Source organism: Roseburia sp. 1XD42-34 (assembly GCF_009917385.1).
Classification (GTDB): domain Bacteria; phylum Bacillota; class Bacilli; order Bacillales; family Amphibacillaceae; genus Virgibacillus.
Genome location: NZ_QWLJ01000003.1, coordinates 25593 through 47352, shown reverse-complemented (window position 1 = coordinate 47352; position 21760 = coordinate 25593). Strand labels below are relative to the sequence as shown.

Annotated in this window: 19 protein-coding genes; 16 read left to right on the top strand and 3 right to left on the bottom strand. The window is 37.8% G+C overall.

Annotation, left to right across the window (positions count from 1 at the left end; translation table 11 throughout):
* The first annotated feature begins 63 nt into the window (after positions 1-63).
* The 3 genes from pgsA to recA all read left to right on the top strand — a co-directional run bounded on the left by pgsA (position 64) and on the right by recA (position 3103).
* Entirely contained in the window at positions 64-642 is a 579-nt protein-coding gene (gene pgsA, locus D1839_RS02410) for a CDP-diacylglycerol--glycerol-3-phosphate 3-phosphatidyltransferase (RefSeq protein WP_120378296.1), read from the top strand.
* On the top strand, positions 639-1886 hold the full coding sequence (locus D1839_RS02405; protein ID WP_120378295.1) for a competence/damage-inducible protein A: 1248 nt from the start codon (positions 639-641) through the stop codon (positions 1884-1886). The genes pgsA and D1839_RS02405 overlap by 4 nt, the downstream gene beginning before the upstream one ends.
* Before the next feature lie 176 nt (positions 1887-2062).
* Positions 2063-3103, top strand: a complete 1041-nt coding sequence (recA, locus tag D1839_RS02400; protein ID WP_120378294.1) for a recombinase RecA — start codon at positions 2063-2065, stop codon at positions 3101-3103.
* Positions 3104-3494: 391 nt separating this feature from the next.
* Here recA and D1839_RS20710 read toward each other — a convergent pair whose 3' ends face one another.
* Positions 3495-3896: a 3-oxoacyl-[acyl-carrier-protein] synthase III C-terminal domain-containing protein gene (locus tag D1839_RS20710; RefSeq protein ID WP_199689916.1), complete on the bottom strand. Its 402-nt coding sequence runs from the start codon at positions 3894-3896 to the stop codon at positions 3495-3497.
* 5 nt (positions 3897-3901) lie between these two features.
* Entirely contained in the window at positions 3902-4501 is a 600-nt protein-coding gene (locus D1839_RS20705; RefSeq protein ID WP_199689915.1) for a hypothetical protein, read from the bottom strand.
* A gap of 719 nt (positions 4502-5220) precedes the next feature.
* Between D1839_RS20705 and rny the strand changes: the two genes are divergently transcribed.
* The 6 genes from rny (at position 5221) to D1839_RS02360 (ending at position 11514) form a co-directional block, all read left to right on the top strand.
* Positions 5221-6783 carry a ribonuclease Y gene (rny, locus tag D1839_RS02385; RefSeq protein WP_120378292.1) on the top strand — a complete coding sequence of 521 codons (1563 nt, stop codon included), beginning with the start codon at positions 5221-5223 and terminating at the stop codon, positions 6781-6783.
* Between the two features lie 88 nt (positions 6784-6871).
* On the top strand, positions 6872-7666 hold the full coding sequence (locus D1839_RS02380; RefSeq protein WP_120378291.1) for a TIGR00282 family metallophosphoesterase: 795 nt from the start codon (positions 6872-6874) through the stop codon (positions 7664-7666).
* A gap of 335 nt (positions 7667-8001) precedes the next feature.
* Positions 8002-8262 (top strand): stage V sporulation protein S, encoded by a 261-nt coding sequence (locus D1839_RS02375; protein WP_073004934.1) that lies wholly within the window; start codon positions 8002-8004, stop codon positions 8260-8262.
* 414 nt (positions 8263-8676) lie between these two features.
* Positions 8677-10254 (top strand): tRNA (N6-isopentenyl adenosine(37)-C2)-methylthiotransferase MiaB, encoded by a 1578-nt coding sequence (gene miaB, locus D1839_RS02370; protein WP_120378290.1) that lies wholly within the window; start codon positions 8677-8679, stop codon positions 10252-10254.
* Positions 10255-10256: 2 nt separating this feature from the next.
* Entirely contained in the window at positions 10257-10685 is a 429-nt protein-coding gene (locus D1839_RS02365; RefSeq protein ID WP_120378289.1) for a RicAFT regulatory complex protein RicA family protein, read from the top strand.
* 481 nt (positions 10686-11166) lie between these two features.
* Entirely contained in the window at positions 11167-11514 is a 348-nt protein-coding gene (locus D1839_RS02360; protein WP_120378288.1) for a hypothetical protein, read from the top strand.
* 271 nt (positions 11515-11785) lie between these two features.
* Here the strand turns inward: D1839_RS02360 and D1839_RS20700 are convergent, their stop codons facing one another.
* Positions 11786-11911 carry a hypothetical protein gene (locus tag D1839_RS20700; RefSeq protein WP_286164702.1) on the bottom strand — a complete coding sequence of 42 codons (126 nt, stop codon included), beginning with the start codon at positions 11909-11911 and terminating at the stop codon, positions 11786-11788.
* 1022 nt (positions 11912-12933) lie between these two features.
* On the opposite strand from D1839_RS20700, the gene cotE reads away from it, so the two are divergent.
* From cotE to D1839_RS02325, 7 genes are all read left to right on the top strand, one after another.
* Positions 12934-13497 (top strand): outer spore coat protein CotE, encoded by a 564-nt coding sequence (gene cotE, locus D1839_RS02355; RefSeq protein ID WP_120378286.1) that lies wholly within the window; start codon positions 12934-12936, stop codon positions 13495-13497.
* A 500-nt stretch (positions 13498-13997) separates the two neighbouring features.
* A complete protein-coding gene (mutS, locus tag D1839_RS02350) occupies positions 13998-16592 on the top strand; it encodes a DNA mismatch repair protein MutS (RefSeq protein ID WP_120378285.1) in 2595 nt (864 codons plus the stop codon).
* Between the two features lie 110 nt (positions 16593-16702).
* Entirely contained in the window at positions 16703-18577 is a 1875-nt protein-coding gene (mutL, locus tag D1839_RS02345) for a DNA mismatch repair endonuclease MutL (protein ID WP_120378284.1), read from the top strand.
* A 1-nt stretch (position 18578) separates the two neighbouring features.
* Entirely contained in the window at positions 18579-19082 is a 504-nt protein-coding gene (locus D1839_RS02340) for a Dps family protein (protein ID WP_199689914.1), read from the top strand.
* A gap of 24 nt (positions 19083-19106) precedes the next feature.
* A complete protein-coding gene (gene miaA, locus D1839_RS02335; protein ID WP_120378283.1) occupies positions 19107-20039 on the top strand; it encodes a tRNA (adenosine(37)-N6)-dimethylallyltransferase MiaA in 933 nt (310 codons plus the stop codon).
* A gap of 43 nt (positions 20040-20082) precedes the next feature.
* The gene (gene hfq, locus D1839_RS02330) at positions 20083-20307 is read left to right on the top strand and encodes an RNA chaperone Hfq (RefSeq protein WP_120378282.1); all 225 of its coding nucleotides are present in this window, start codon (positions 20083-20085) and stop codon (positions 20305-20307) included.
* Positions 20308-20677: 370 nt separating this feature from the next.
* Entirely contained in the window at positions 20678-21601 is a 924-nt protein-coding gene (locus D1839_RS02325; RefSeq protein ID WP_120378281.1) for an AAA family ATPase, read from the top strand.
* Positions 21602-21760 lie beyond the last annotated feature (159 nt).

Below are 21760 nucleotides of genomic sequence, written 5' to 3'. Positions count from 1 at the left end.
TTGTTATGGACCCTTCCTTTCAACTGTTTGGAAGGGTCTATCCATTTTCAAGGAGGAAAAATCATGAATTTACCAAATAAATTAACATTATCTCGTATTTGTTTAATTCCTATTTTCATCATATTAATGAGTGTTCCATTTTCATGGGGAAGCTGGCAGATAGGAGAAGCAGAATTACCGATAGCTCACTTTGTTTCTGGTGTACTGTTTATTGTTGCAGCTGCAACAGATTGGGTAGATGGTCACTATGCTCGAAAATATAATTTGGTTACTAATTTAGGGAAATTCCTTGATCCACTAGCGGACAAGCTGCTTGTTTCTGCTGCATTGATTATATTGGTAGAGATGGGGGTAGCGCCAGCGTGGGTTGTCATTCTTATTATTAGCCGTGAATTTGCTGTTACAGGGCTTCGTCTTGTTGCTGCTGGAGAAGGAATTGTGCTAGCTGCAGGCAGTATGGGAAAATTGAAAACAGCGACACAAATGGTTGCTATTGCGGTATTATTACTACATAATTTCCCATTTTCGTATATAGGATTTCCATTTGGTGAAATCATGCTCTATATTAGTTTATTCTTTACAGTATTATCTGGGGCAGATTACTTTATTAAAAATTGGCATGTGATGAGGGATTCGAAATGACAAAGGATTTACAAGCTGAAATTGTTGCCGTTGGTACCGAGCTTTTACTTGGTCAAATTGCCAATACAAATGCACAGTGGCTTTCCCAGCAATTGGCTAATCAAGGGGTTAATGTTTATCGTCACACTACTGTAGGTGACAACCTGCAGCGTGTGCAGGAAGCATTTAATCAAGCCCATGAGCGCTCTGATATTGTTATTGTTACAGGAGGGCTTGGACCCACAGAAGATGACTTAACAAGAGAGGCGTTTCAGCAATTGAGCCATATTCCATTAGTACAACATCGACCATCCATGGATAAGATACAAGCATATTTCGAAAAACAACAAGCGGCAATGACGCCAAACAATCCGAAACAGGCGAGAGTATTTGAAGGAGCCACGGTTTGGCTTAATCCAGTAGGTATGGCCCCAGGGATGAAGCTTACATATGACAATTGCACATGGATTTTCCTACCAGGTGTTCCAAGGGAGATGAAAGCTTTAGTAAGGGAATATATGATACCTGCATTGCAACAATTACTTGGTAAAAAAGAAATGATTAAATCGATTGTTTTAAAATTTACTGGAATTGGTGAATCAAAACTAGAGCATGAGCTGCAAGATATTATTCATGAACAAACGAACCCGACGATTGCACCGCTTGCTCAAGAAGATGGAATTGTTATTCGTCTAACAGCAAAAAGTGAGTCGCTTCAGCAGGCAGATCAACTATTAGAAGCTACAAAAGCTAAAATATTTTCAAGAGTAGGTAACTATGCTTATGGTGAAGATCATGAGACATTAGAAGGAAAAGTCGTCGGGTTACTAACCGAGCAAGAGCTTACATTAGCGACTGCTGAAAGCTTGACTGGCGGAGCCTTCTCAGATAAGATTTCGACTGTTCCCGGTGCTTCTAAAGTCTTACAGGGAGGCATCGTTAGTTATACGAATGAGGTGAAGGAGCATGTGTTAGATGTTCCCAAGAATATATTGGAAACAAAAGGGGCAGTAAGTAAGGAATGTGCTGAAGAAATGGCGAAGCAAGCGGCTAATAAACTGTCTTCCACTATTGGGATAGCCTTTACTGGTGTCGCTGGACCAATAGAAATGGAAGGTAAGCAAGTTGGTACCGTTTATATTGCCATTTACAATCCGACCGGCACGTCGCTTGTGAAAAGATTTTTGTTTCAAGGTGACCGAAATTCTATCCGACGGAGAACCGTTCTGAAAGGTCTCGAATTACTTTATAGGACGCTTAAATAATATAATTTCGTACTATTGTTCTCGAGAAATTTTATTTTCAATGTTTCATAATTTGTTAATTTTCCTTTTTGCACATATTTTCACTTCAAAAATGGGAACATTTATTCGATTTTTTCCTTGGCAAATAAAAGAAAAGCATGTATGATGGTACTAGATGATTAAAGGAGGGCGAAGTTTTGAGTGATAAAAAACAAGCTTTAGATGCAGCGTTAAAACAAATAGAGAAGCAGTTTGGAAAAGGTTCCATCATGAAACTGGGAGAACAAGCTGAACAAAAAATAGCAACTATACCTAGTGGTTCACTGGCATTAGATGTAGCACTTGGGATCGGTGGGTATCCAAAAGGTCGAGTTGTTGAAATATATGGTCCGGAATCATCCGGTAAAACAACGGTAGCTTTGCATGCAATTGCAGAAGCGCAGCAACAGGGTGGACAAGCAGCCTTTATCGATGCAGAGCATGCGCTTGACCCGACATATGCGCGTGCTTTAGGTGTGGATATTGATGAATTATTACTTTCACAGCCTGATACAGGGGAACAGGCACTTGAAATCGCAGAAGCGCTCGTTCGCAGCGGAGCTGTAGACATTATTGTAGTGGATTCTGTTGCTGCACTTGTCCCAAAAGCAGAAATTGAGGGCGAGATGGGAGATTCCCACGTAGGTCTTCAGGCTCGTCTCATGTCCCAAGCACTACGGAAATTATCTGGTGCTATTAATAAGTCAAAGACAACCGCCATCTTTATTAACCAAATCCGTGAAAAAGTCGGTGTTATGTTTGGTAATCCGGAAACTACTCCCGGTGGTCGTGCACTGAAATTCTACTCATCTGTGCGGCTTGAAGTGCGTCGTGCTGAATCATTAAAGCAAGGGAATGATATGGTGGGAAACAAAGCGAGAATTAAAGTCGTTAAAAATAAGGTTGCTCCACCATTTAAGCAAGCAGAAGTAGATATTATGTATGGGGAAGGGATATCCAAAGAAGGTGAAGTTTTGGATATTGGTTCCGATTTAGATATCGTGCAAAAAAGCGGCGCCTGGTACTCTTATAATGATGAAAGGCTTGGGCAAGGGCGTGAAAACGCGAAGCAATTTCTAAAAGAGAATACCGATATGATGGCTGAAATTCATGCGGCAATCAGACAGCATTACCATTTAGATGATCAGCCGAATGAAGAGGAAGCCGAAGCATTTAGTCAAGAAAGTCTGGACGTATAATTTAACAACACCTTTTGTAGTACATGCAAGAGGTGTTTTTTGTTGTCTAGGAAATGATAAATTTTTGCAGCTTGGATAAACTTACGAAGTTATTTAGCCACGTCCGGTGCGGGGCGCCCAGCAACTAGGCGACTTCACGAATCGCCCTACGATAAGTCATCATTGGTTCGTGCCTCACCATGGTTCCTAAAACTTTAGTTGCTTCGTTCGCTACATTGCTAAACGGGCGCCCCGCGCCTTTGTTCTTGCTGCTGTAGTAGCGTTGCTATGACCCGAGAGAGGTGGAAGTAAATTACAAAATTTCCAATCCCCGTTCCCTAATTCTCTGTTAGGGTTGAATCGAACTTAATGTGTTAGTACCTTACTCCCTCTATAATTCACTTGAAATTTATCACAATGGGGTTGGATCCTTCACAAGCTTGTCCAAATTAATTTCTAAAAGTTGTCCTGCATGAACCAAACCACTTCCAATACCGTACATAAGAACGCGATCTCCATTGTTGACTTTTCCCTCACGAATTCCGAGGTCTAGAGCTAAAGGAATGGTAGCAGCAGAAGTATTTCCAAAATTCACTAAGCTATAAAGGTTTTTTTCTATAGGGTATGCTAATTTTTTGCAAATTGGTTCGATCAAACGCAAGTTAGCACTATGAGGTATAAACCAATGAATCTGTTCTATACTTGTTTGCGTTTTTTCTAATATTTGTCTAATACCATTAGGGACATTCCTTACTACCCAACGAAAAACTTCCCCGCCATTTTGCACAAGATATTGACTATCGATTAATTCCATATCATTTACTTTTCTTGACAGTCCCACCCGATATACAGGTGGGCCCCTCTTCCATCACTACCTAGATGGAATCCAATGAAACTGTTTAATTGTTCATCCCTTTCAACCAATATCGCACCAGCTCCATCGCCAAATAACACACATGTACTTCTATCCGTATAATCAGTAATTTTTGATATGGTATCTGCTCCAATAACAAGTATTTTTTTGTGGAAGCCAGATGCAATATAGTTGTTTGCTGTATGTAAAGCATAAACAAATCCCGCACACGCTGCATTTACATCTATGGCGCCAGTATTGGAAATATTTAATCGATTCTTTATAATGCTGGAAACCGAGAGAAATGGAAAATCTCGTGTACTTGTTGCCACAATAATCATATCTACATCTTCGACGGTTTTATTATATCTTTGCATCATATCTTTTACGGCTAATACACATAAATCACTGGTAAATTCATCAGTACCAGCTATTCTACGCTCGTGAATTCCTGTTCTTTGTATGATCCATTCATTATTCGTTTCGACCTTTCGTTCAAGATCAAAATTTGTTAATTTTTTTGGGGGAACATACGTCCCAATCGATGTTATTCTGGCTCCTACCATAAGGGGCCACCTCTATTATTAGATGTTAGTTCTTAGTACTAATTTTGTCATTTTATGGTAGTATAAATCAATTGGAAAGAAAGTTCTTACTTCTTTGTTTTTTGGACGAACAAAAGCGTATGCAAATTCAAAACTTACGTACGAAGAGGATAAAAGTAGCTAGTAGGTTGGTTCAATCAGGACGATATTTGTGCTTTAAGCTATCGTCTAGCTTGGTGTACCAATCTTTTTGGGAGGTATGACAGCGAATCCAAGCTTGACAGTTCGAATAAAGTGATGAAGATAGCTGAGGAAAAACACGCTAGATCCCGGTGAGAAAGTGCAGTGGGAAGACAGTGAAAGCTCTTTTCGGGGAGACTGAGCGTTAGCCCGCGGAAAGCGTAGTGTATTTCCGCAGCGGTTGCATGACATTTTTGATAAAACGTCATTATATTTTTACCTAGAGAAAAAACCATATGAATTCTATTTGGTTTTTTGTTGGTTATCCATTCTTTTCATTTTTTACGTAGAAGTATAAATAATTCGGGTCATTATATCTTTTTACCAATATCTTGCTTGAAGTTGTGACGTTTCCTTGACATTCTTCTGCTACACAATTAAAATTAAATTTGTATAAATTTATCATTTATATGATATATTGTATGGTTATTTAACGCATTGAAACTTTTACATGCCGACAATAATTGATGTACAACTTTATAGCAAGAGGAGGTGAAATCATGGACAGTCTATTGCTCATCTCCATTTTGCTTGTAATCCTAATCGTCGGTATTGTTGTTGGTTATCTGATTCGTAAATCTATTGCAGAAGCAAAAATTTCAAGTGCTGAGACATTGGCTAAACAAATTGTTGATGAGGCACATCGAAATGCAGAAGCTTCTAAGAAAGAGGCCCTTCTTGAAGCGAAGGATGAAAATCATAAACTTCGACAGCAGACAGAGGATGAACTTCGGGAACGACGTAACGAAGTTCAAAAACAAGAAAATCGTCTGATGCATAAAGAAGAAAATTTGGACAAGAAAAGTGAATCGTTAGATCAGCGAGAGCTTAATTTAGAAAAGAGGGAACAGTCTTTAGCAGACAAACAACAACAAATTGAAGAAATGGAAAGCAAAGTGGAAGCTATGATAAAAGAGCAGCAAACGGAGCTTGAACGCATTTCGGGATACACAACAGATCAGGCTAGACAGATTATTTTAGAACGAATAGAACAAGAAGTCGCGCATGAATCTGCTTTAATTATCAAAGAGGCAGAAAATCGCGCCAAAGAAGAAGCAGATAAAAAAGCTAAAAGCATTCTTTCGTTAGCATTACAGCGTTGTGCTGCTGACCACGTTGCTGAAACAACGGTATCCGTAGTTAACCTTCCAAATGACGAGATGAAAGGACGTATCATTGGACGTGAAGGACGAAATATAAGAACGTTAGAGACGTTAACTGGAATTGACTTAATTATTGATGATACTCCAGAAGCAGTTATCTTATCAGGATTTGATCCAATTCGAAGAGAAACCGCCCGTTTGGCATTAGAAAAACTCGTACAGGATGGCCGTATTCATCCTGCGCGTATTGAAGAGATGGTTGATAAAGCAAGACGTGATGTGGATGAACATATCCGTGAAATTGGTGAAGAAACAACGTTTGAAGTAGGAGTGCATGGCTTACATCCAGATTTAATTAAGATTCTTGGTCGTTTAAAATATCGTACAAGCTATGGACAGAATGTGCTAAAGCATTCTACAGAAGTAGCTTATCTAGCCGGTTTGCTTGCTGCTGAACTTGGTGAAGACGAAATGTTAGCAAGAAGAGCTGGACTGCTTCATGATATAGGAAAAGCAATTGATCATGAGGTAGAAGGTAGTCACGTGGAAATTGGTAAAGAACTTGCAATGAAGTACAAAGAGCATAAAGTTGTTATCAATTCCATTGCTTCTCACCACGGCGATGAAGAACCTACTTCCATAATCTCTGTACTCGTAGCTGCTGCTGATGCGCTATCTGCAGCTAGACCTGGTGCAAGAAGCGAAACACTGGAAAATTATATTAAACGTTTAGAAAAGCTGGAAGAGATTTCAGAGTCGTTTGTTGGTGTAGAGAAATCATTTGCCATTCAAGCTGGAAGAGAGATCCGAATTATGGTAAAGCCGGATGAAATTGACGATGTAGAATCCGTTCGAATTGCTCGAGATATACGTAAGAAGATTGAAGGCGAACTGGATTATCCTGGACATATTAAAGTTACTGTTATTCGAGAAACACGAGCAGTTGAATATGCAAAATAAAAAGTGGTCTAAGGACCGCTTTTTATTTTGACATTCTTTCCTTAATATGAAAAACTGAGAATACGTTAATAGATAGGATGAGACAAAAATGAGAATATTATTTATTGGGGATGTAGTGGGTTCTCCTGGTAGAGAAATGGTACAAACATATTTGCCAAAGTTGAAAGAAAAGTATCGACCCAATCTTACCATCGTAAACGGAGAAAATGCTGCTTCAGGAAAAGGAATAACCGAAAAAATATATAAACAGCTTTTAGGATGGGGCGCACAAGTAGTAACGATGGGGAATCATACATGGGATAAAAAGGAGATTTATGATTTTATCGATGATGCGAATAAAATGATTCGTCCCGCAAACTTTCCAGATAACAACCCTGGAAAAGGGATTGCCTATGTCAATATCAACGGCGTTGAAGTTGCTGTAATTAGTCTGCAAGGGAGAACCTTTCTGCCACCAAGTGATGATCCGTTTTCAAAAGCTGATATATTAATCAAGGAAGCACAACAACGGACAAAGATAATTTTTGTCGACTTCCATGGAGAAGCAACAAGTGAGAAACAAGCATTTGGCTGGTATGTAGACGGCAGAGTGAGCGCTGTTGTTGGCACGCACACACATACCCAAACGGCTGATGAGCGTATTTTGCCAGGAGGCACAGCCTATTTGTCTGATGCGGGTATGACAGGGCCGTACGACGGCATTCTCGGCGTAGATAGAGAAGCAGTAATTCAGCGCTTTCTGACATCCATGCCAGTTCGATTCGAAATCCCAAAACAAGGAAGAACACAATTGAATGGTTGTTTCATTACGATAGATGATCAATCAGGAAAAGCTACGAAGATCGAACGCATTCTTATTAATGAAGACCATCCATTTTTGTAAGCCTTGTTACAGGCTGTAACATCTGCCTTTTACGTGGTGCCACGTAAAACAAAGAAGGAACAAAGGGGCCTTCCAACGAAGAAGACGGTTTACTTTAGCTAAACATGTAGTAGGGAGGAAAATTCCTTCTGAAGGAAGCTTCATTTAATCCTTTCTGTGAGGTGAAATAAAGGGTCAATTGGAACTAAAAACAATATATAGCCAAAAATGTTGAGATAAGATTATTTGAATGTTAAGAATTATTAATGCATAATAGGGGTAATAAGCTAACATCTCCAAGAATATAGTATAAGTATAAGTAGAACTAGAATAGTTTAATGAAGGAGGTACTAGTGGTGGAAGTATTAAAAGTGTCAGCAAAATCAAATCCAAATTCAGTAGCGGGTGCACTTGCGAATGTGCTAAGAGAACGTGGCTCAGCAGAAATTCAGGCTATTGGAGCTGGTGCATTGAACCAGGCTGTAAAGGCAGTAGCAATTGCTAGAGGATTTGTTGCACCTAGTGGCGTAGACCTTATTTGTATTCCGGCTTTTACAGATATTTTAATTGATGAAGAAGAACGTACGGCAATTAAATTAATTGTAGAGCCTAGATAATCGCTATTATGAAAAATGGTTCCTAGTGTTGCGCATTTGCGCAGCACTATTTTTATATCGTTCACCAATGCAGACGAGTTGCGCATCCAGTCTGGTCTTGTACCTATATCGGACACATTTTTAGATACACACCGTATTGTAGAGGGTTGGACTGGATGCCTTGCATAAGAAGCATGCATGCTTGTCATGTAAAGAAAGAAGTAGTAGAACTATAACTTTCCTTTCCCCAATTAAACGTCTCCCTATCTGTTCATACTTTATTGCATAGCCATCTATTGTTTAATTTCAATATAGCATTTATAATGAATTAATGAGTGTAAACATGGTATTTAAAAGAACTAGTCATTGATTCTTATCAATCGTATAGCCAGCGAATGGTTATTTTGTTTTGCAGGAAAAGAAAGGAGTTTACCAATGAACGAGCAGCAACGTAAACAACAAGCACAAATTAAACAGGCAAATCCAACGGACGTAAAATCCGGTATGGATAATATGGAACGCCTAAAAAATACTTCAAGTGAAGATTTAATTTCAAAATATTTTAAAACCACATATGAACCACCAAATTTGAATCAAGCACGTAAACGTGGACGAGATAAAGTAAATGTGCATTATGACTTTGCTATTCCAGAGGATATGGAAAATATTGGACGGGGAAAGAAGTTTTTAATTCGTACGTACGGCTGCCAAATGAATGAGCATGATACCGAGGTAATGGCTGGCATCCTAACAGAAATGGGCTATACGTCCACTTCAGAAACAAATGAAGCCGATATTATCTTGCTGAATACGTGTGCAATCAGAGAAAATGCTGAAAATAAAGTGTTTGGTGAAATTGGACATTTAAAAGCTTTGAAACGAGAAAAACCGGATTTAATACTCGGTGTTTGCGGCTGTATGTCCCAAGAAGAATCTGTAGTGAATCGCATATTGAAAAAGCACCAGCATGTGGATTTGATTTTTGGCACGCATAACATACATCGATTGCCTCATCTTGTGAAAGAAGCAATGTTTGGCAAAGAAAAGATTGTTGAAGTATGGTCTAAAGAAGGTGATGTGATTGAAAACCTTCCAAAAGCACGTAAAGGAAAAATAAAAGCTTGGGTCAACATTATGTACGGCTGTGATAAGTTTTGTACATATTGTATTGTTCCGATGACGCGCGGAAAAGAACGAAGCCGTCTTCCAGAAGATATCATCCAAGAGGTTCGCCATTTAGCTGCTCAAGGTTATAAAGAGGTAACATTATTAGGTCAAAACGTAAATGCCTACGGAAAAGATTTAGAAGGCATGACTTACGGTTTAGGAGATTTAATGGATGAGCTTCGCAAAATCGATATTCCAAGAATTCGCTTTACGACCTCACACCCAAGAGACTTTGATGATCGGTTAATCGAGGTTTTAGCTAAGGGTGGTAATTTGTTAGATCATATCCATTTACCGGTTCAATCAGGTAGCAGTGAAATTCTGAAGAAAATGAATCGGAAATATACCCGAGAATCCTATTTAGAACTCGTAAGAAAAATTCGTGCTGCAATGCCGAATGCGACGTTAACGACAGATATTATTGTAGGCTTTCCTAATGAAACGGAAGAGCAGTTTGAAGAAACGATGACTTTAATGGAGGAAGTAGGCTTTGAAGCTGCCTATACATTTATTTATTCGCCGCGTGAGGGAACGCCAGCAGCTCGTAAAAAAGATAATGTGCCAGAAGAAGTGAAAAAGCAACGACTCTATCGCTTAAATGAACTTGTTAACAAACAATCTGCGGAGTCTATGAAGAAGTATCAAGACAAGGTCGTAAAAGTACTTGTAGAGGGAGAAAGTAAAAAAGACCCAGATGTATTAGCAGGGTATACAGAAAGAAATAAACTTGTTAATTTTAGAGGACCAAAGTCTGCAATTGGGCAGATTGTAGATGTGAAAATAACAGAAGCAAAAACGTGGTCTTTAGATGGTGTAATGGTCGAAAATACAATAGGGGTGGAATAATTATGGCAGAGTATACACGTAAACAAGTGCTCGATGAAGCAAAAAAGCTTGCCAATATGTTAGCAAATACAGAAGAAATTGAGCGCTTTAAGCAAGTCGAAGCGAAAATAAATGAAAATAAAAAGGTCCAGCGATTAATTACTAAAATTAAAGCTTTACAGAAACAAGCTGTTAATTTACAGGCTTATGAAAAGCATGAAGCCTTAAAAAAAGTAGAGGAACAGCTGGATATCTTTCAAGAAGAAATTGATGCTATTCCTGTAGTACAGGAATTTAAAGAGACCCAAGTCGTTGTCAATGATGTCTTGCAATTAATTACAGCTACTATTGCAAGAGAAGTTACAAACCAAGTGATCGAATCTACAGGCGGTGATTTATTATCCGGAGAAACAGGGTCGAAAGTACGAACGAAATCAGGCTGTAGCCTTTAAATGAAAAGGACAGTGGATGTTATTATCCCTGTCCTTCTTCTCATGCGAAGAAGCCCATTGCTATCCAGTTATCCCGTGTATAAGGTGCTGTAAGACTCCCGCTTCAAGAGTTGGATATCTGTACTGCAGCTAAGTGGAACATAACAGCACCTAAATGACGGATTCGTTCCTCTAACAATAAGTGGGGGATGAAGAACCCCCCACGGATGAAAGCTTCATTTTATATGCTTTTACCTATTCCTTTTCTATTTTTCCTGACCCGTTATGCAATTAAAAGCTTTAACGGTTTAACTGGTGATGTTATTTAACCAGGACAAAGATTGCGCGTAAAGTAATAGGCGGTGGCAGATCACAAAGCTAGAGTATTCATACTCTAGCCTTATAGTTTGTTTTTACTATTTTACTTCTTAAACTTATCTGTTTAAAACTCAATATCTTTCATGATATTATAATTGTATTAAATATACTGGAGTGATGAGAATTGGAGATACATAACTTAAAGGACCTAAGTGGTAAAACTAGAAAATTTAGGGGATTTGAACCTATAAAACCTGAAGTAGGTTCACTAATTAGAGTTATTCGTGACAGCAGTAATCCAGTATCAATCAATAAAGCTAATGTATATAATAACCTATCAATGGACCGAGTTTATGAAGTTTTTAAGGTCTTTAATGAATTTGAAGTATTTATTAAAGACGACCAAGATATTACTGTTAGGCTAACCAAAAGTTTATACCAAGTAGTAGAGGAAATTTCAGATAAGGAAATTAAGAATTTTACTGATTTAATTAGTGTACTAAAATCTTTTGATAATGTGATTAAGAAATAAACAAAAACAAGCTCTCACAATTAAGTGAGGACTTATAATCAATTTTTAATAAGTCTACGAAGTACTGCACTAATTCCAAATAAAACCAATACTTTAAATCCAGTGTTAGCTATTAAATTAAAAAAACTAAACCAACGAACGTGAGGAAAACTAGCACGATACAGAGAAATTTCAAATAAGATACTTGCAAATGAGTAAACTAAATATATAACTGCGAAACCTGTAAAGATGTCCGCTATATTTATTTGTCTCCATCTTTTAATTTTATCCATCAATTATCATTACTTTCATAGTGTGTATCAAGTGCTGATAATACATCCCATTTTCTATCCTTACGTTCAAACGGACCCGCCTTATCTCCGGTTAAATATCTATTATCCATGATATCACTAGTCATCTGTTTTAACTGCTCAAGTGTATATTCTCTTACCTCGTTATTATCTTTACGCCTTTTGCAAGATAATTTGTGTCATCCAACTGTTTTATATCAATGAGTGTTAGTGTACATATCTTTTTTTAGATTGTTAAAATCATCAAAAAGCTTTTGGTTACGTCTAAAAACCTTAATAGCAAGTGAAGTAGCAATAAATGTATTAATTATATCCACGTTATCACCCAGGGAATGTTTTTCTTATTTTAAGGTGATTGAAATATTTACGCAAGTTTGTAATAACAACCTCTCCAGAGTTCTTTTTCACAAAAAATTTGCTCGTATTCTTTACTGATAGCTCATTATTGAACCGCAACTCCGACATCCCTACATCCGTAAAATCAATAGTCACGTCTCCATTGATCATGGATAGAAACCAAAATTATAAGTGTTCTATATACAGTAGTCCCCGATAGTATTTCCATTTAACAGAAGAGCTTGCTTTTGATAGCGAGAGGTAAGTTTGTATATATTGCGAATAAATATTTTGATTAACTTCTCTTAATTAAAGTAACGGAACGGGTTTATTCAAAAATAAAACTTTTTTAAATCCAGCGTATGTAATTCAATAATTTTCAGAAGGCGGCTATAAGGGTTAGGGGGACGATATGATTTACTATGAGATGCTTTGTTGAGATTTAAAATTGACCATGTAAACCAATATAGAAAAATAAAGAAATATAAATAGTTATCAAAAAATATATTTAATCAGCATAATCATATTATCTGAAATAAGCAGAAATAAATTACAAATCTCTCCCGTATAACATCTACCCACACTTATTTTTATAGTCTCAAGAGTGACCTAAAAATCAATTATCTTATTGCTTTATCTTGCAAGGCAGATTTATACATTTTAGTATGACAAGCCTTAATATATAAATGGTTGACGCTCAATCAATGTAAAGTCTGCGTTTAATTATTAGTATGCACTTTAGGTATTTGTCTTGCATAAAATGACTATGAAAAAAGAGGAGGTAAAAGTAATTATGTCTTTTTTAGAAAAAGAATATAGAGAGATCATAACGAAAGCGGTTTGTGGTAAAGGTCGCAAGTTCTCCCAAGCAACCCATTCCGTCACACCATCACATAGACCTTCAAGTATACTAGGTTGTTGGGTAATTAATCATCTGTATAACGCAAAGATAAAATCAAAAGATACCGTAGAAATAAATGGCAGCTATGAAATTAATATTTGGTATTCGTATAATGACAATACAAAAACAGAAGCTATCACGGAGCGAGTAACATACAGCGATAAAGTACCATTGTCAGTCAAAGATGAAAACTGCTTGAACGATGATTTTGATGTTATTGCCAAAGTCATTCAACAGCCCAATTGCTTGAATTGTACAATTGAGAACAAAGGGCATAAGATAGCAGTAGAGATTGAAAGAGAGTTTATTGTCCAAATTATTGGTGATACAAAAATTGCGGTCCGTGTAGATCCAAAGCGAGAACATATAGATGATGACGATGATGAAGTTTGGGATGTAGAGTTGACGGATGATGAGCTGGAAGAAGTAGAGCCAGACTTTTTAAATAAAGATTAACCAGATTACGAGGAGAGGCTTCCTCGTAATCTTTTTCTTTCTAGTGCGGATTCAAATACTTCGGACTTCTTTCTAAGATAATTTACATCTGCTCAAATCTAAAGGAAGGTTGATTAAAAATGGGCTCGTTTCATCACGTCGCACATCTGTTACAGGGGCGAGTGAGATATAAGAAGCTGTGTTTTTCAAAAAACTGCTAATGGTACTGAAACATGATGCGAAAAACGGCTTCTAAATCTCCAATTCATTTGACTATCTTTCAAACGAAAATCCTCTTTATAAAAATTTCACCTCATTCGTCAGACCTACTGTTTGTACGTCATTTACCAAGCGCTTTCACTTTCCACCCATTTTTTTACAAGCATATACTAAATTTTTGGAGCAACAAGCTCTTCAAAAAGAATTCATGGGATAGACGTAACATTGGATTAATCGAAAGTAAAGCTGAATGTGTGCTATAATAGCAGAAGAATATTTTACGGTTTTTTGGAGGACAAAACATGGCAAAGCAAACACCAATGATGAAACAATATCTTAGCATAAAAGAAGCATATAAGGATGCATTCCTATTTTTTCGCCTAGGCGATTTTTATGAACTGTTTTTTGAGGATGCGGTTCAAGCTGCAAGGGAGCTGGAGATTACACTAACAAAACGGGATTCAGGTAGTCCGAACCCTGTCCCTATGTGCGGTGTTCCTTATCATTCTGCTGAAAATTACATAAAAATCTTAATAGAAAAAGGCTATAAAGTAGCTATTTGTGAACAAGTGGAAGACCCGAAAACAGCCAAAGGGGTAGTAAAACGTGAAGTGATCCAATTAATCACACCTGGCACAGTGATGGAAAAGACGATGCTAAACGAAAAAGAGAATAACTATATTGCTAGTTTGTCTCATTTTGATACGAGCTATGTTCTTGTCTATAGTGATTTGTCTACAGGAGAAAATCAGCTGGTAGTTATTGAAGATGGTTGGGATGGGGTGATTCACGAATTATATAATCAGCCGACTAAAGAAATTGTTGTCTCGTCTCAATTACCCGAGGACTTACAAAAGCAGTTGAAATCGAGATTGCATGTTACTCTTTCGTATCAGGATGAGATAACATTCAATGCAGAATATCGGGACTTATGCGAGAATCTTGATGATGAAAGGTTATTAACGGCATTTAGCAGATTATTAAATTACATTCAGCATACCCAAAAACGCTCGCTCGATCATATGCAGCAAGCAAAAGTGATACCACTTCAGTATCATTTATCTTTAGATATGTATTCGAAGCGTAATTTAGAGCTTACAGAAACATTAATGAAAAAAGAAAAATATGGAAGTTTACTATGGGTACTCGATAAGACTGTTACGGCAATGGGTTCGAGAATGTTAAAAAAATGGCTAGAACGACCACTTTTAAACGTTCGTGACATTGAAAAACGACTTAACATTGTAGAAGGTTTTTATAGTCAGTTTATGAAACGGGATGAATTAAGGCAAACATTAAAATCGGTTTATGATTTAGAAAGGCTTGCTGGAAGAATTGCATTTGGAAACGTAAATGCGCGTGATCTACAGCAGCTTAAAAGCTCTTTACAAAAAATTCCAGCCTTGAAGCAGCTTTTGCTACAATTTTCTCAGCCGGAAATGCGGCAATTAGCTAAGCGAATTTATATTGATCCAAAGATTGTAGATATATTACAAGCAAGTATTGTGGAGGACCCGCCAATTTCGATAAAAGAAGGCGGAATTATTAAAGACGGATATAATGAGCAACTAGATACGTACCGAGATGCTTCTAGAAATGGCAAGCAGTGGATTGCGGAGCTTGAACAAAAAGAAAAGCAAGCAACAAATATTAAATCATTAAAAATTGGTTATAATCGTGTATTCGGTTATTATATCGAAGTAACGAAAGCAAACTTGCATTTGCTTCCTGAAGGACGCTATGAAAGAAAACAAACGTTAACGAATGCTGAACGGTATATTACACCAGAGCTAAAAGAAAAGGAACAGCTAATCTTAGAAGCGGAAGAAAAAAGTGTTGAATTAGAATACCAATTATTCATTGAGATTCGTGAGCAGATGAAGGCGTATATACCTGAATTACAACGGTTAGCAGAAGCGGTGAGCTATGTGGATGTGCTACAAGGGTTCGCAACTGTCAGTGAGTCCAATAATTATGTTCGCCCTACATTTGATCGGAAGAAATTGCGCATTAAACAGAGCAGGCATCCGGTAATTGAGCAAGTTATGGATGACGGAACGTTTGTGCCTAATGATATTGCATTAGATGAGCACAGTCATATTTTATTAATTACAGGGCCTAATATGTCAGGAAAAAGCACGTACATGCGCCAATTAGCGTTGACTGTCATTATGGGGCAAATTGGCTGTTTTGTCCCGTGTGAATCTGCACAGCTTCTCATTTTCGATCAAATATTTACACGAATTGGGGCTGCTGATGATTTAGTTGCTGGTCAAAGTACATTTATGGTGGAAATGTTAGAAGCAAATCATGCGATAACCAATGCGACCGAACAGAGTTTGATATTATTTGATGAGATCGGGCGGGGGACGAGCACATACGATGGAATGGCGTTAGCGCAAGCAATTATTGAGTACATTCATAATCATATTCAAGCAAAGACGTTGTTCTCCACACACTATCATGAATTAACAGATCTAGCTAATACATTGCCTAATTTAAAGAATATTCATGTCAGGGCGGAAGAACACGAGGGGAACGTTGTATTTCTTCATCAAATTAAAGACGGACCTGCTGATCAAAGCTATGGTATTCATGTGGCGAAGCTTGCTAATTTACCGTCAAGCTTAATTACTCGCGCTAGTAAAATATTAACGGAACTCGAAGGCACCAGTCAATCTGAAGCTGAAACGAAGACTGAGCAAGCAGCATCTACAGAACAAACTGGACAGCTCTCTTTCTTTACAGAGGAAAAACAGCAAAATCAACCAGTGTCAACATCAAATAATCATGACGATAAGGTGATAAAAGAACTAAAAGATTTAGATTTATTTGCTATGACTCCGTTGGATGCGATGAATGTTTTGTATCAATTACAGAAAAAGACTCGAAAATAGTTGAATTGCTTTATCCTTAGGATGACATCAATATGTAAGGTAGTATTTCCTATTAGTACATAAAAACAGACGGCGATGAACCTAAATTTTGCAGTAAAGGAGTTGTTTGCATGCATATTATACAAATGCCGGATGCACTCGCTAATAAAATTGCAGCAGGGGAAGTTGTAGAGCGACCAGCATCGGTTGTAAAAGAATTGGTTGAAAATAGCATTGATGCAAACAGCACATGGGTTAAAATCGATATAAAAGAAGCCGGATTGCAGGAGATTAAAGTGACAGACAATGGAGACGGCATGTTAGAAGAAGATTGCGAAACGGCATTCTTGCGCCACGCGACAAGTAAAATAAAAAATGAGTCGGATTTATTTCATGTTCGTACACTTGGCTTTCGTGGCGAGGCGCTTGCCAGTATAGCCTCTGTTAGCAAACTAACTGTCCAAACATCTACTGGAGAGCATGCAGGTACCAGTTTAAGCTTAGAAGGCGGTAAATTGATCCAAAAACAGAAATCAGCAGCGAGAAAAGGGACCGAAATAACCGTGAGCGAGTTATTTTATAATACGCCTGCCCGTTTAAAGTACATGAAAACGATTCATACGGAATTAGGGCATATTACAGATTTGTTAAATCGCCTAGCGTTATCCCATCCAGAAGTAAGGTTTGAAGTGACACATAACGGAAAGGGAATCTTTAAAACAGCAGGAACTGGTGATTTATTACAAGTCATTTCCCAAGTATATGGAATGAACGTAGCGAAGCAAATGCTGCCGGTGAACCATGAAACGCTTGACTTCTCCATAACTGGTTACATTGCCAAACCGGAAGTAACCCGAGCTTCTAGGAATTATATGTCGACGATTATTAACGGAAGATATATAAAAAGCATTGCTTTAAACAAAGCGATTACCCAAGGGTATCATACTTTGTTGCCGATTGGGCGTTCTCCTATTGTTGTTCTTGCTATTCAAATGGATCCAATTTTAGTTGATGTCAATGTACATCCAACAAAGTTGGAGGTGCGCTTTAGCAAAGATAAGGAGTTATTTCAAGCGATTGAGCAAACTATTAAGGATACGTTTCGAGCAGAAACCTTAATTCCTGAAATAGAACGAAAGCCTATACCTAAACAGAAGACGTTTCAAAATAGCTTTGATTTTAAACCATTAAACGGAGAACCGTCCAATAAGCAGTGGAACTATCCTGCTGGTGTTCGCGAGCCGGGTGTTGCAAATAATTCTGCGACAGACCTGAATAAAGCTCTCTTGAAGCAAGAAAATGTTTATGAAACTACCACTGATAAAGAGACAGAACCTTACTCCGTGCAGGGTACAGAAATGCAGCAAACGCACGAACGAACAGATACAGATGAACACACAAATACAAATGAACAAACAGCCCCACGCGTTCCCATAATGTATCCAATTGGGCAATTACAAGGTACGTATATATTAGCGCAGAATGAAAATGGGTTGTATATGATTGACCAGCATGCTGCACAAGAGCGTGTAAAGTATGAATTTTTCAAGCGAAAGCTAGGTCAGCCGATGAATGATTTACAGCAGCTATTCATTCCGCTAACGTTTGAATTTTCCAAGGAAGAGGCAATCTGGGTGGAAGCATATAAAGAAACGTTACAAGCTGCTGGACTATTCTTTGAAGCGTTCGGTCAGCAAACGTATGTCGTTCGCTCACACCCGAGTTGGTTCCCTGCTGGGCAAGAAGAAGCTATTATCCGTGAAATGGTCGAACAGGTTATGAAAGATGAGAAAATTGATGTAGAAAAAATTCGAGAAGAAGCTGCGATTTTAATGTCTTGTAAACGTTCCATTAAAGCAAATCATTATTTGAATCACGATGAAATGACGCAGCTATTGGAACATTTGCGCCAAACCACAGATCCATTTACTTGTCCACATGGAAGACCGATTATAGTTCATTTTTCAACCTATGAATTAGAGAAAATGTTTAAACGGGTTATGTAATATGTATAAAACAGCTTCCGTTTTGCCATACTATGGAAAAATGGAAAAGGTGTGTACAGTGGAGAATCAACAACTCATTAATTTTCTAAATCAATTACTTTCCAATCAATTTGTGCTATATGTGAAGTTACATCGATACCATTGGTTTGTTCAAGGAAGAAATTTCTTTTCTCTTCATGAACAGTTTGAAAACATGTACGTGGAGGTAGCTGAGGATATTGATGAAATAGCCGAGCGTATTTTAATGATTAATGGTAAACCTTTAGCTACAATGGTAAAATACCTGAAAGAAGCAACACTGGAAGAAGCAAGTGCTGATGATGAAGAACAGGAAATTATCCAGCAGCTGCTTCATGACTTACAACAAATGACGACAGAAATTCAAAAGGGAGGGTTACCAAAAGCCGTGGAACTGGAAGACAGTCCTACGGAAGATTTGCTTATCGGCTTACAAGGTAAGCTTGAAAAATATATTTGGATGCTAAAAGCATATTTAAAACAGTAATGTAGTGAAATTAGGGGAATACGAATGAAAAATAAAGTCATTGCTATTGTTGGACCAACTGCGGTAGGCAAAACAAAGTTAAGTATTGAAATAGCGAAACATTATAATGGTGAGATTATTAGCGGGGATTCCATGCAAATATACAAAGGTATGGATATTGGTACTGCTAAGGTCACTTCTGATGAAATGCAGAGGATCCCCCATTATATGATTGATTTGAAGCATCCGGATGAATCGTTTTCAGTTGCAGATTTTAAGCAGTATGTTACACATTACATAGAGACGATTTCAGCCAAATATAAGCTCCCGATATTAGTAGGCGGAAGCGGTCTATACGTACAGGCTGCCCTTTACAATTATAACTTTTCAACGTATCAGCGCAATAACAAAGTGGTTGCAAAACTTAATAAAGAAATAGAGACAAACGGCATAGAACCTTTGTACAAAAGGTTACAAGCATTGGATCCGCAACAGGCTAAAAAAATCCATCCGAATAACCACCGTCGTGTAGTACGAGCATTAGAAATCTATGAAACAACAGGAAAACGAATGTCAGACTACCAGCAACAGCAAAATAAACAGTCGCCATACCATTTAAAAATTATTGGATTACAAATGAATCGAACGGAACTCTATGAACGGATTAATCAGCGTGTAGATATGATGGTAGACGAAGGGCTTGTGGAAGAGGTTTATGAGTTGTATAAGTGTGGTTATGCGAATAAACAATCCATGCAAGCAATTGGATATAAGGAATTTATTCCCTATTTCACCGGGGAAATATCATTAAATGAAGCGATTGCTACATTAAAGCAAAATTCCAGAAGGTATGCCAAAAGGCAATATACTTGGTTTCGCAATAAAATGGATGTAACATGGTATGATGTTTCATCTGGAACCATTGATGAAAAATTAAGAAAGATTTTAGCTGATCTTGCAGGATTTATCCAAAGCTAGGTCGAATTAATTATAATATAGATAGAAATGAGGAGGAAGTAGAATGGCACAATCTGTGAATATTCAAGATCAATACTTGAATCAACTTCGGAAAAACCGTATTTCTGTAACAGTTTTTTTAACAAATGGATTTCAGTTAAGAGGGGTTATTAAAGGATTTGATAATTTTACGGTTTTAATTGAGACGGATGGTAAGCAGCAATTAATTTTTAAACATGCAATTTCTACCTTTTCACCAGCCAAAAACGTTGAGTTGGAAAAGGAGTAAACATAAAAAGCGGGTGCATGCGTGCACTCGTTTTTTTAAAAGATAAGAAAGTATAAAATTTATTACTTTGGCATAACAAAATAACCGAATAAGCCACGTCCGGCGCATGAGCCCGGGCAACTAGGCGACTTCACAAATTGCCCTCCGATAAGTCATCGGTTGTAGCTAAGAGGAAGACCGACTAAAAACGGGCTTGCCGGGCGACGTCGGCATACTCCTGGTTTTAGTCGCATGATCCCTAAAACTTTAGTTGCTTCGTTCCATTCGCTACGTTGCTAACCGGCGTCTGCGCCTTTGTTCTCGTCTATAATGGGCATATGTCACACCTTTTTATTTGTAGCGTATACTAATGTAACTGAGGGGTGATAATATGGAAACACAATTAATAAGCAATCGAAACGGGCAAGTAAATATTATTTTAAAGGAGAAAAGCACCTCCCATTTGGCGTATACAGACCAGCGAGTATCGAAAAAGAAAAATCCATTTAATCATATTGATGAAGCATTTGCTTCATTTGTAGGTATGAAGCAACTAAAAGAACGAATTAAAGAGATTTATGCAACCGTTGTGATTAATGAAAAGCGAAAAGCGCTCGGGCTTGTAAATCACCAGCAAGTATTGCATATGCTATTTAAGGGGAATCCGGGTACAGGTAAGACAACAGTGGCAAGAAAGCTGGCTAAGTTATACTATGATATGAATCTTCTCTCTAAGGGACATTTTATTGAAGCGGAACGGGCAGACTTAGTAGGTGAATATATAGGTCAAACAGCTCAAAAAACACGTTCTATTGTGCAAAAAGCGCAAGGTGGCGTTTTGTTTATTGATGAAGCCTATTCATTAGCCCGTGGCGGGGAGAAGGACTTCGGTAAAGAAGCAATTGATACATTAGTAAAGCATATGGAAGATTATCAGCACGATTTTGTATTAATCCTAGCTGGCTATCCTTACGAAATGGAACGATTCCTGACATTGAATCCTGGGTTAGAATCCAGATTCCCGTTTATTTTGGATTTTCGTGATTTTGAAGCGGGCGAATTACTATCGATCGCTAAGCGGATGGCTGCTGACCGTGAATATCAGCTTACTAGAGATGCTGAGCTAGAATTAAAAGCTCATTTAATTAAAAAAACACGTTCGTATAACCGAAATTTTTCCAATGCCCGCTATGTTCGTAATGTTATTGAGGGCGCTATCCGTATGCATGCAGTAAGGTTACTGGAAAATGAGCATTTTTCAGCAGATGATCTTATTTACTTAACGGTTAAAGACTTGCAATTAAAGCCAAATTAGATACTTAATACGATGCTGCGAGATGGATAAAGTGCAGAGGTGGAGGTGCCACGTTGGTGAATACCCCTCTCTGCTATTTAAGGTGGAAAACCTTAATTGAAGGGTTTTTACTCCTAATTAGCTAGATTACTGACAATTATGTTGTTAGTCCTCTTAAAA

What these genes read in the sequence shown, in the direction of transcription:
- pgsA (WP_120378296.1), top strand. Translation starts at nt 64, where the DNA reads ATGAATTTACCAAATAAATTAACATTATCTCGTATTTGTTTAATTCCT.
- D1839_RS02405 (WP_120378295.1), top strand. Translation starts at nt 639, where the DNA reads ATGACAAAGGATTTACAAGCTGAAATTGTTGCCGTTGGTACCGAGCTT.
- D1839_RS20710 (WP_199689916.1), bottom strand. Translation starts at nt 3,896, where the DNA reads ATGGAATTAATCGATAGTCAATATCTTGTGCAAAATGGCGGGGAAGTT.
- D1839_RS20705 (WP_199689915.1), bottom strand. Translation starts at nt 4,501, where the DNA reads ATGGTAGGAGCCAGAATAACATCGATTGGGACGTATGTTCCCCCAAAA.
- rny (WP_120378292.1), top strand. Translation starts at nt 5,221, where the DNA reads ATGGACAGTCTATTGCTCATCTCCATTTTGCTTGTAATCCTAATCGTC.
- D1839_RS02380 (WP_120378291.1), top strand. Translation starts at nt 6,872, where the DNA reads ATGAGAATATTATTTATTGGGGATGTAGTGGGTTCTCCTGGTAGAGAA.
- miaB (WP_120378290.1), top strand. Translation starts at nt 8,677, where the DNA reads ATGAACGAGCAGCAACGTAAACAACAAGCACAAATTAAACAGGCAAAT.
- D1839_RS02365 (WP_120378289.1), top strand. Translation starts at nt 10,257, where the DNA reads ATGGCAGAGTATACACGTAAACAAGTGCTCGATGAAGCAAAAAAGCTT.
- D1839_RS20700 (WP_286164702.1), bottom strand. Translation starts at nt 11,911, where the DNA reads ATGACTAGTGATATCATGGATAATAGATATTTAACCGGAGATAAGGCG.
- cotE (WP_120378286.1), top strand. Translation starts at nt 12,934, where the DNA reads ATGTCTTTTTTAGAAAAAGAATATAGAGAGATCATAACGAAAGCGGTT.
- mutS (WP_120378285.1), top strand. Translation starts at nt 13,998, where the DNA reads ATGGCAAAGCAAACACCAATGATGAAACAATATCTTAGCATAAAAGAA.
- mutL (WP_120378284.1), top strand. Translation starts at nt 16,703, where the DNA reads ATGCATATTATACAAATGCCGGATGCACTCGCTAATAAAATTGCAGCA.
- D1839_RS02340 (WP_199689914.1), top strand. Translation starts at nt 18,579, where the DNA reads ATGTATAAAACAGCTTCCGTTTTGCCATACTATGGAAAAATGGAAAAG.
- miaA (WP_120378283.1), top strand. Translation starts at nt 19,107, where the DNA reads ATGAAAAATAAAGTCATTGCTATTGTTGGACCAACTGCGGTAGGCAAA.
- hfq (WP_120378282.1), top strand. Translation starts at nt 20,083, where the DNA reads ATGGCACAATCTGTGAATATTCAAGATCAATACTTGAATCAACTTCGG.
- D1839_RS02325 (WP_120378281.1), top strand. Translation starts at nt 20,678, where the DNA reads ATGGAAACACAATTAATAAGCAATCGAAACGGGCAAGTAAATATTATT.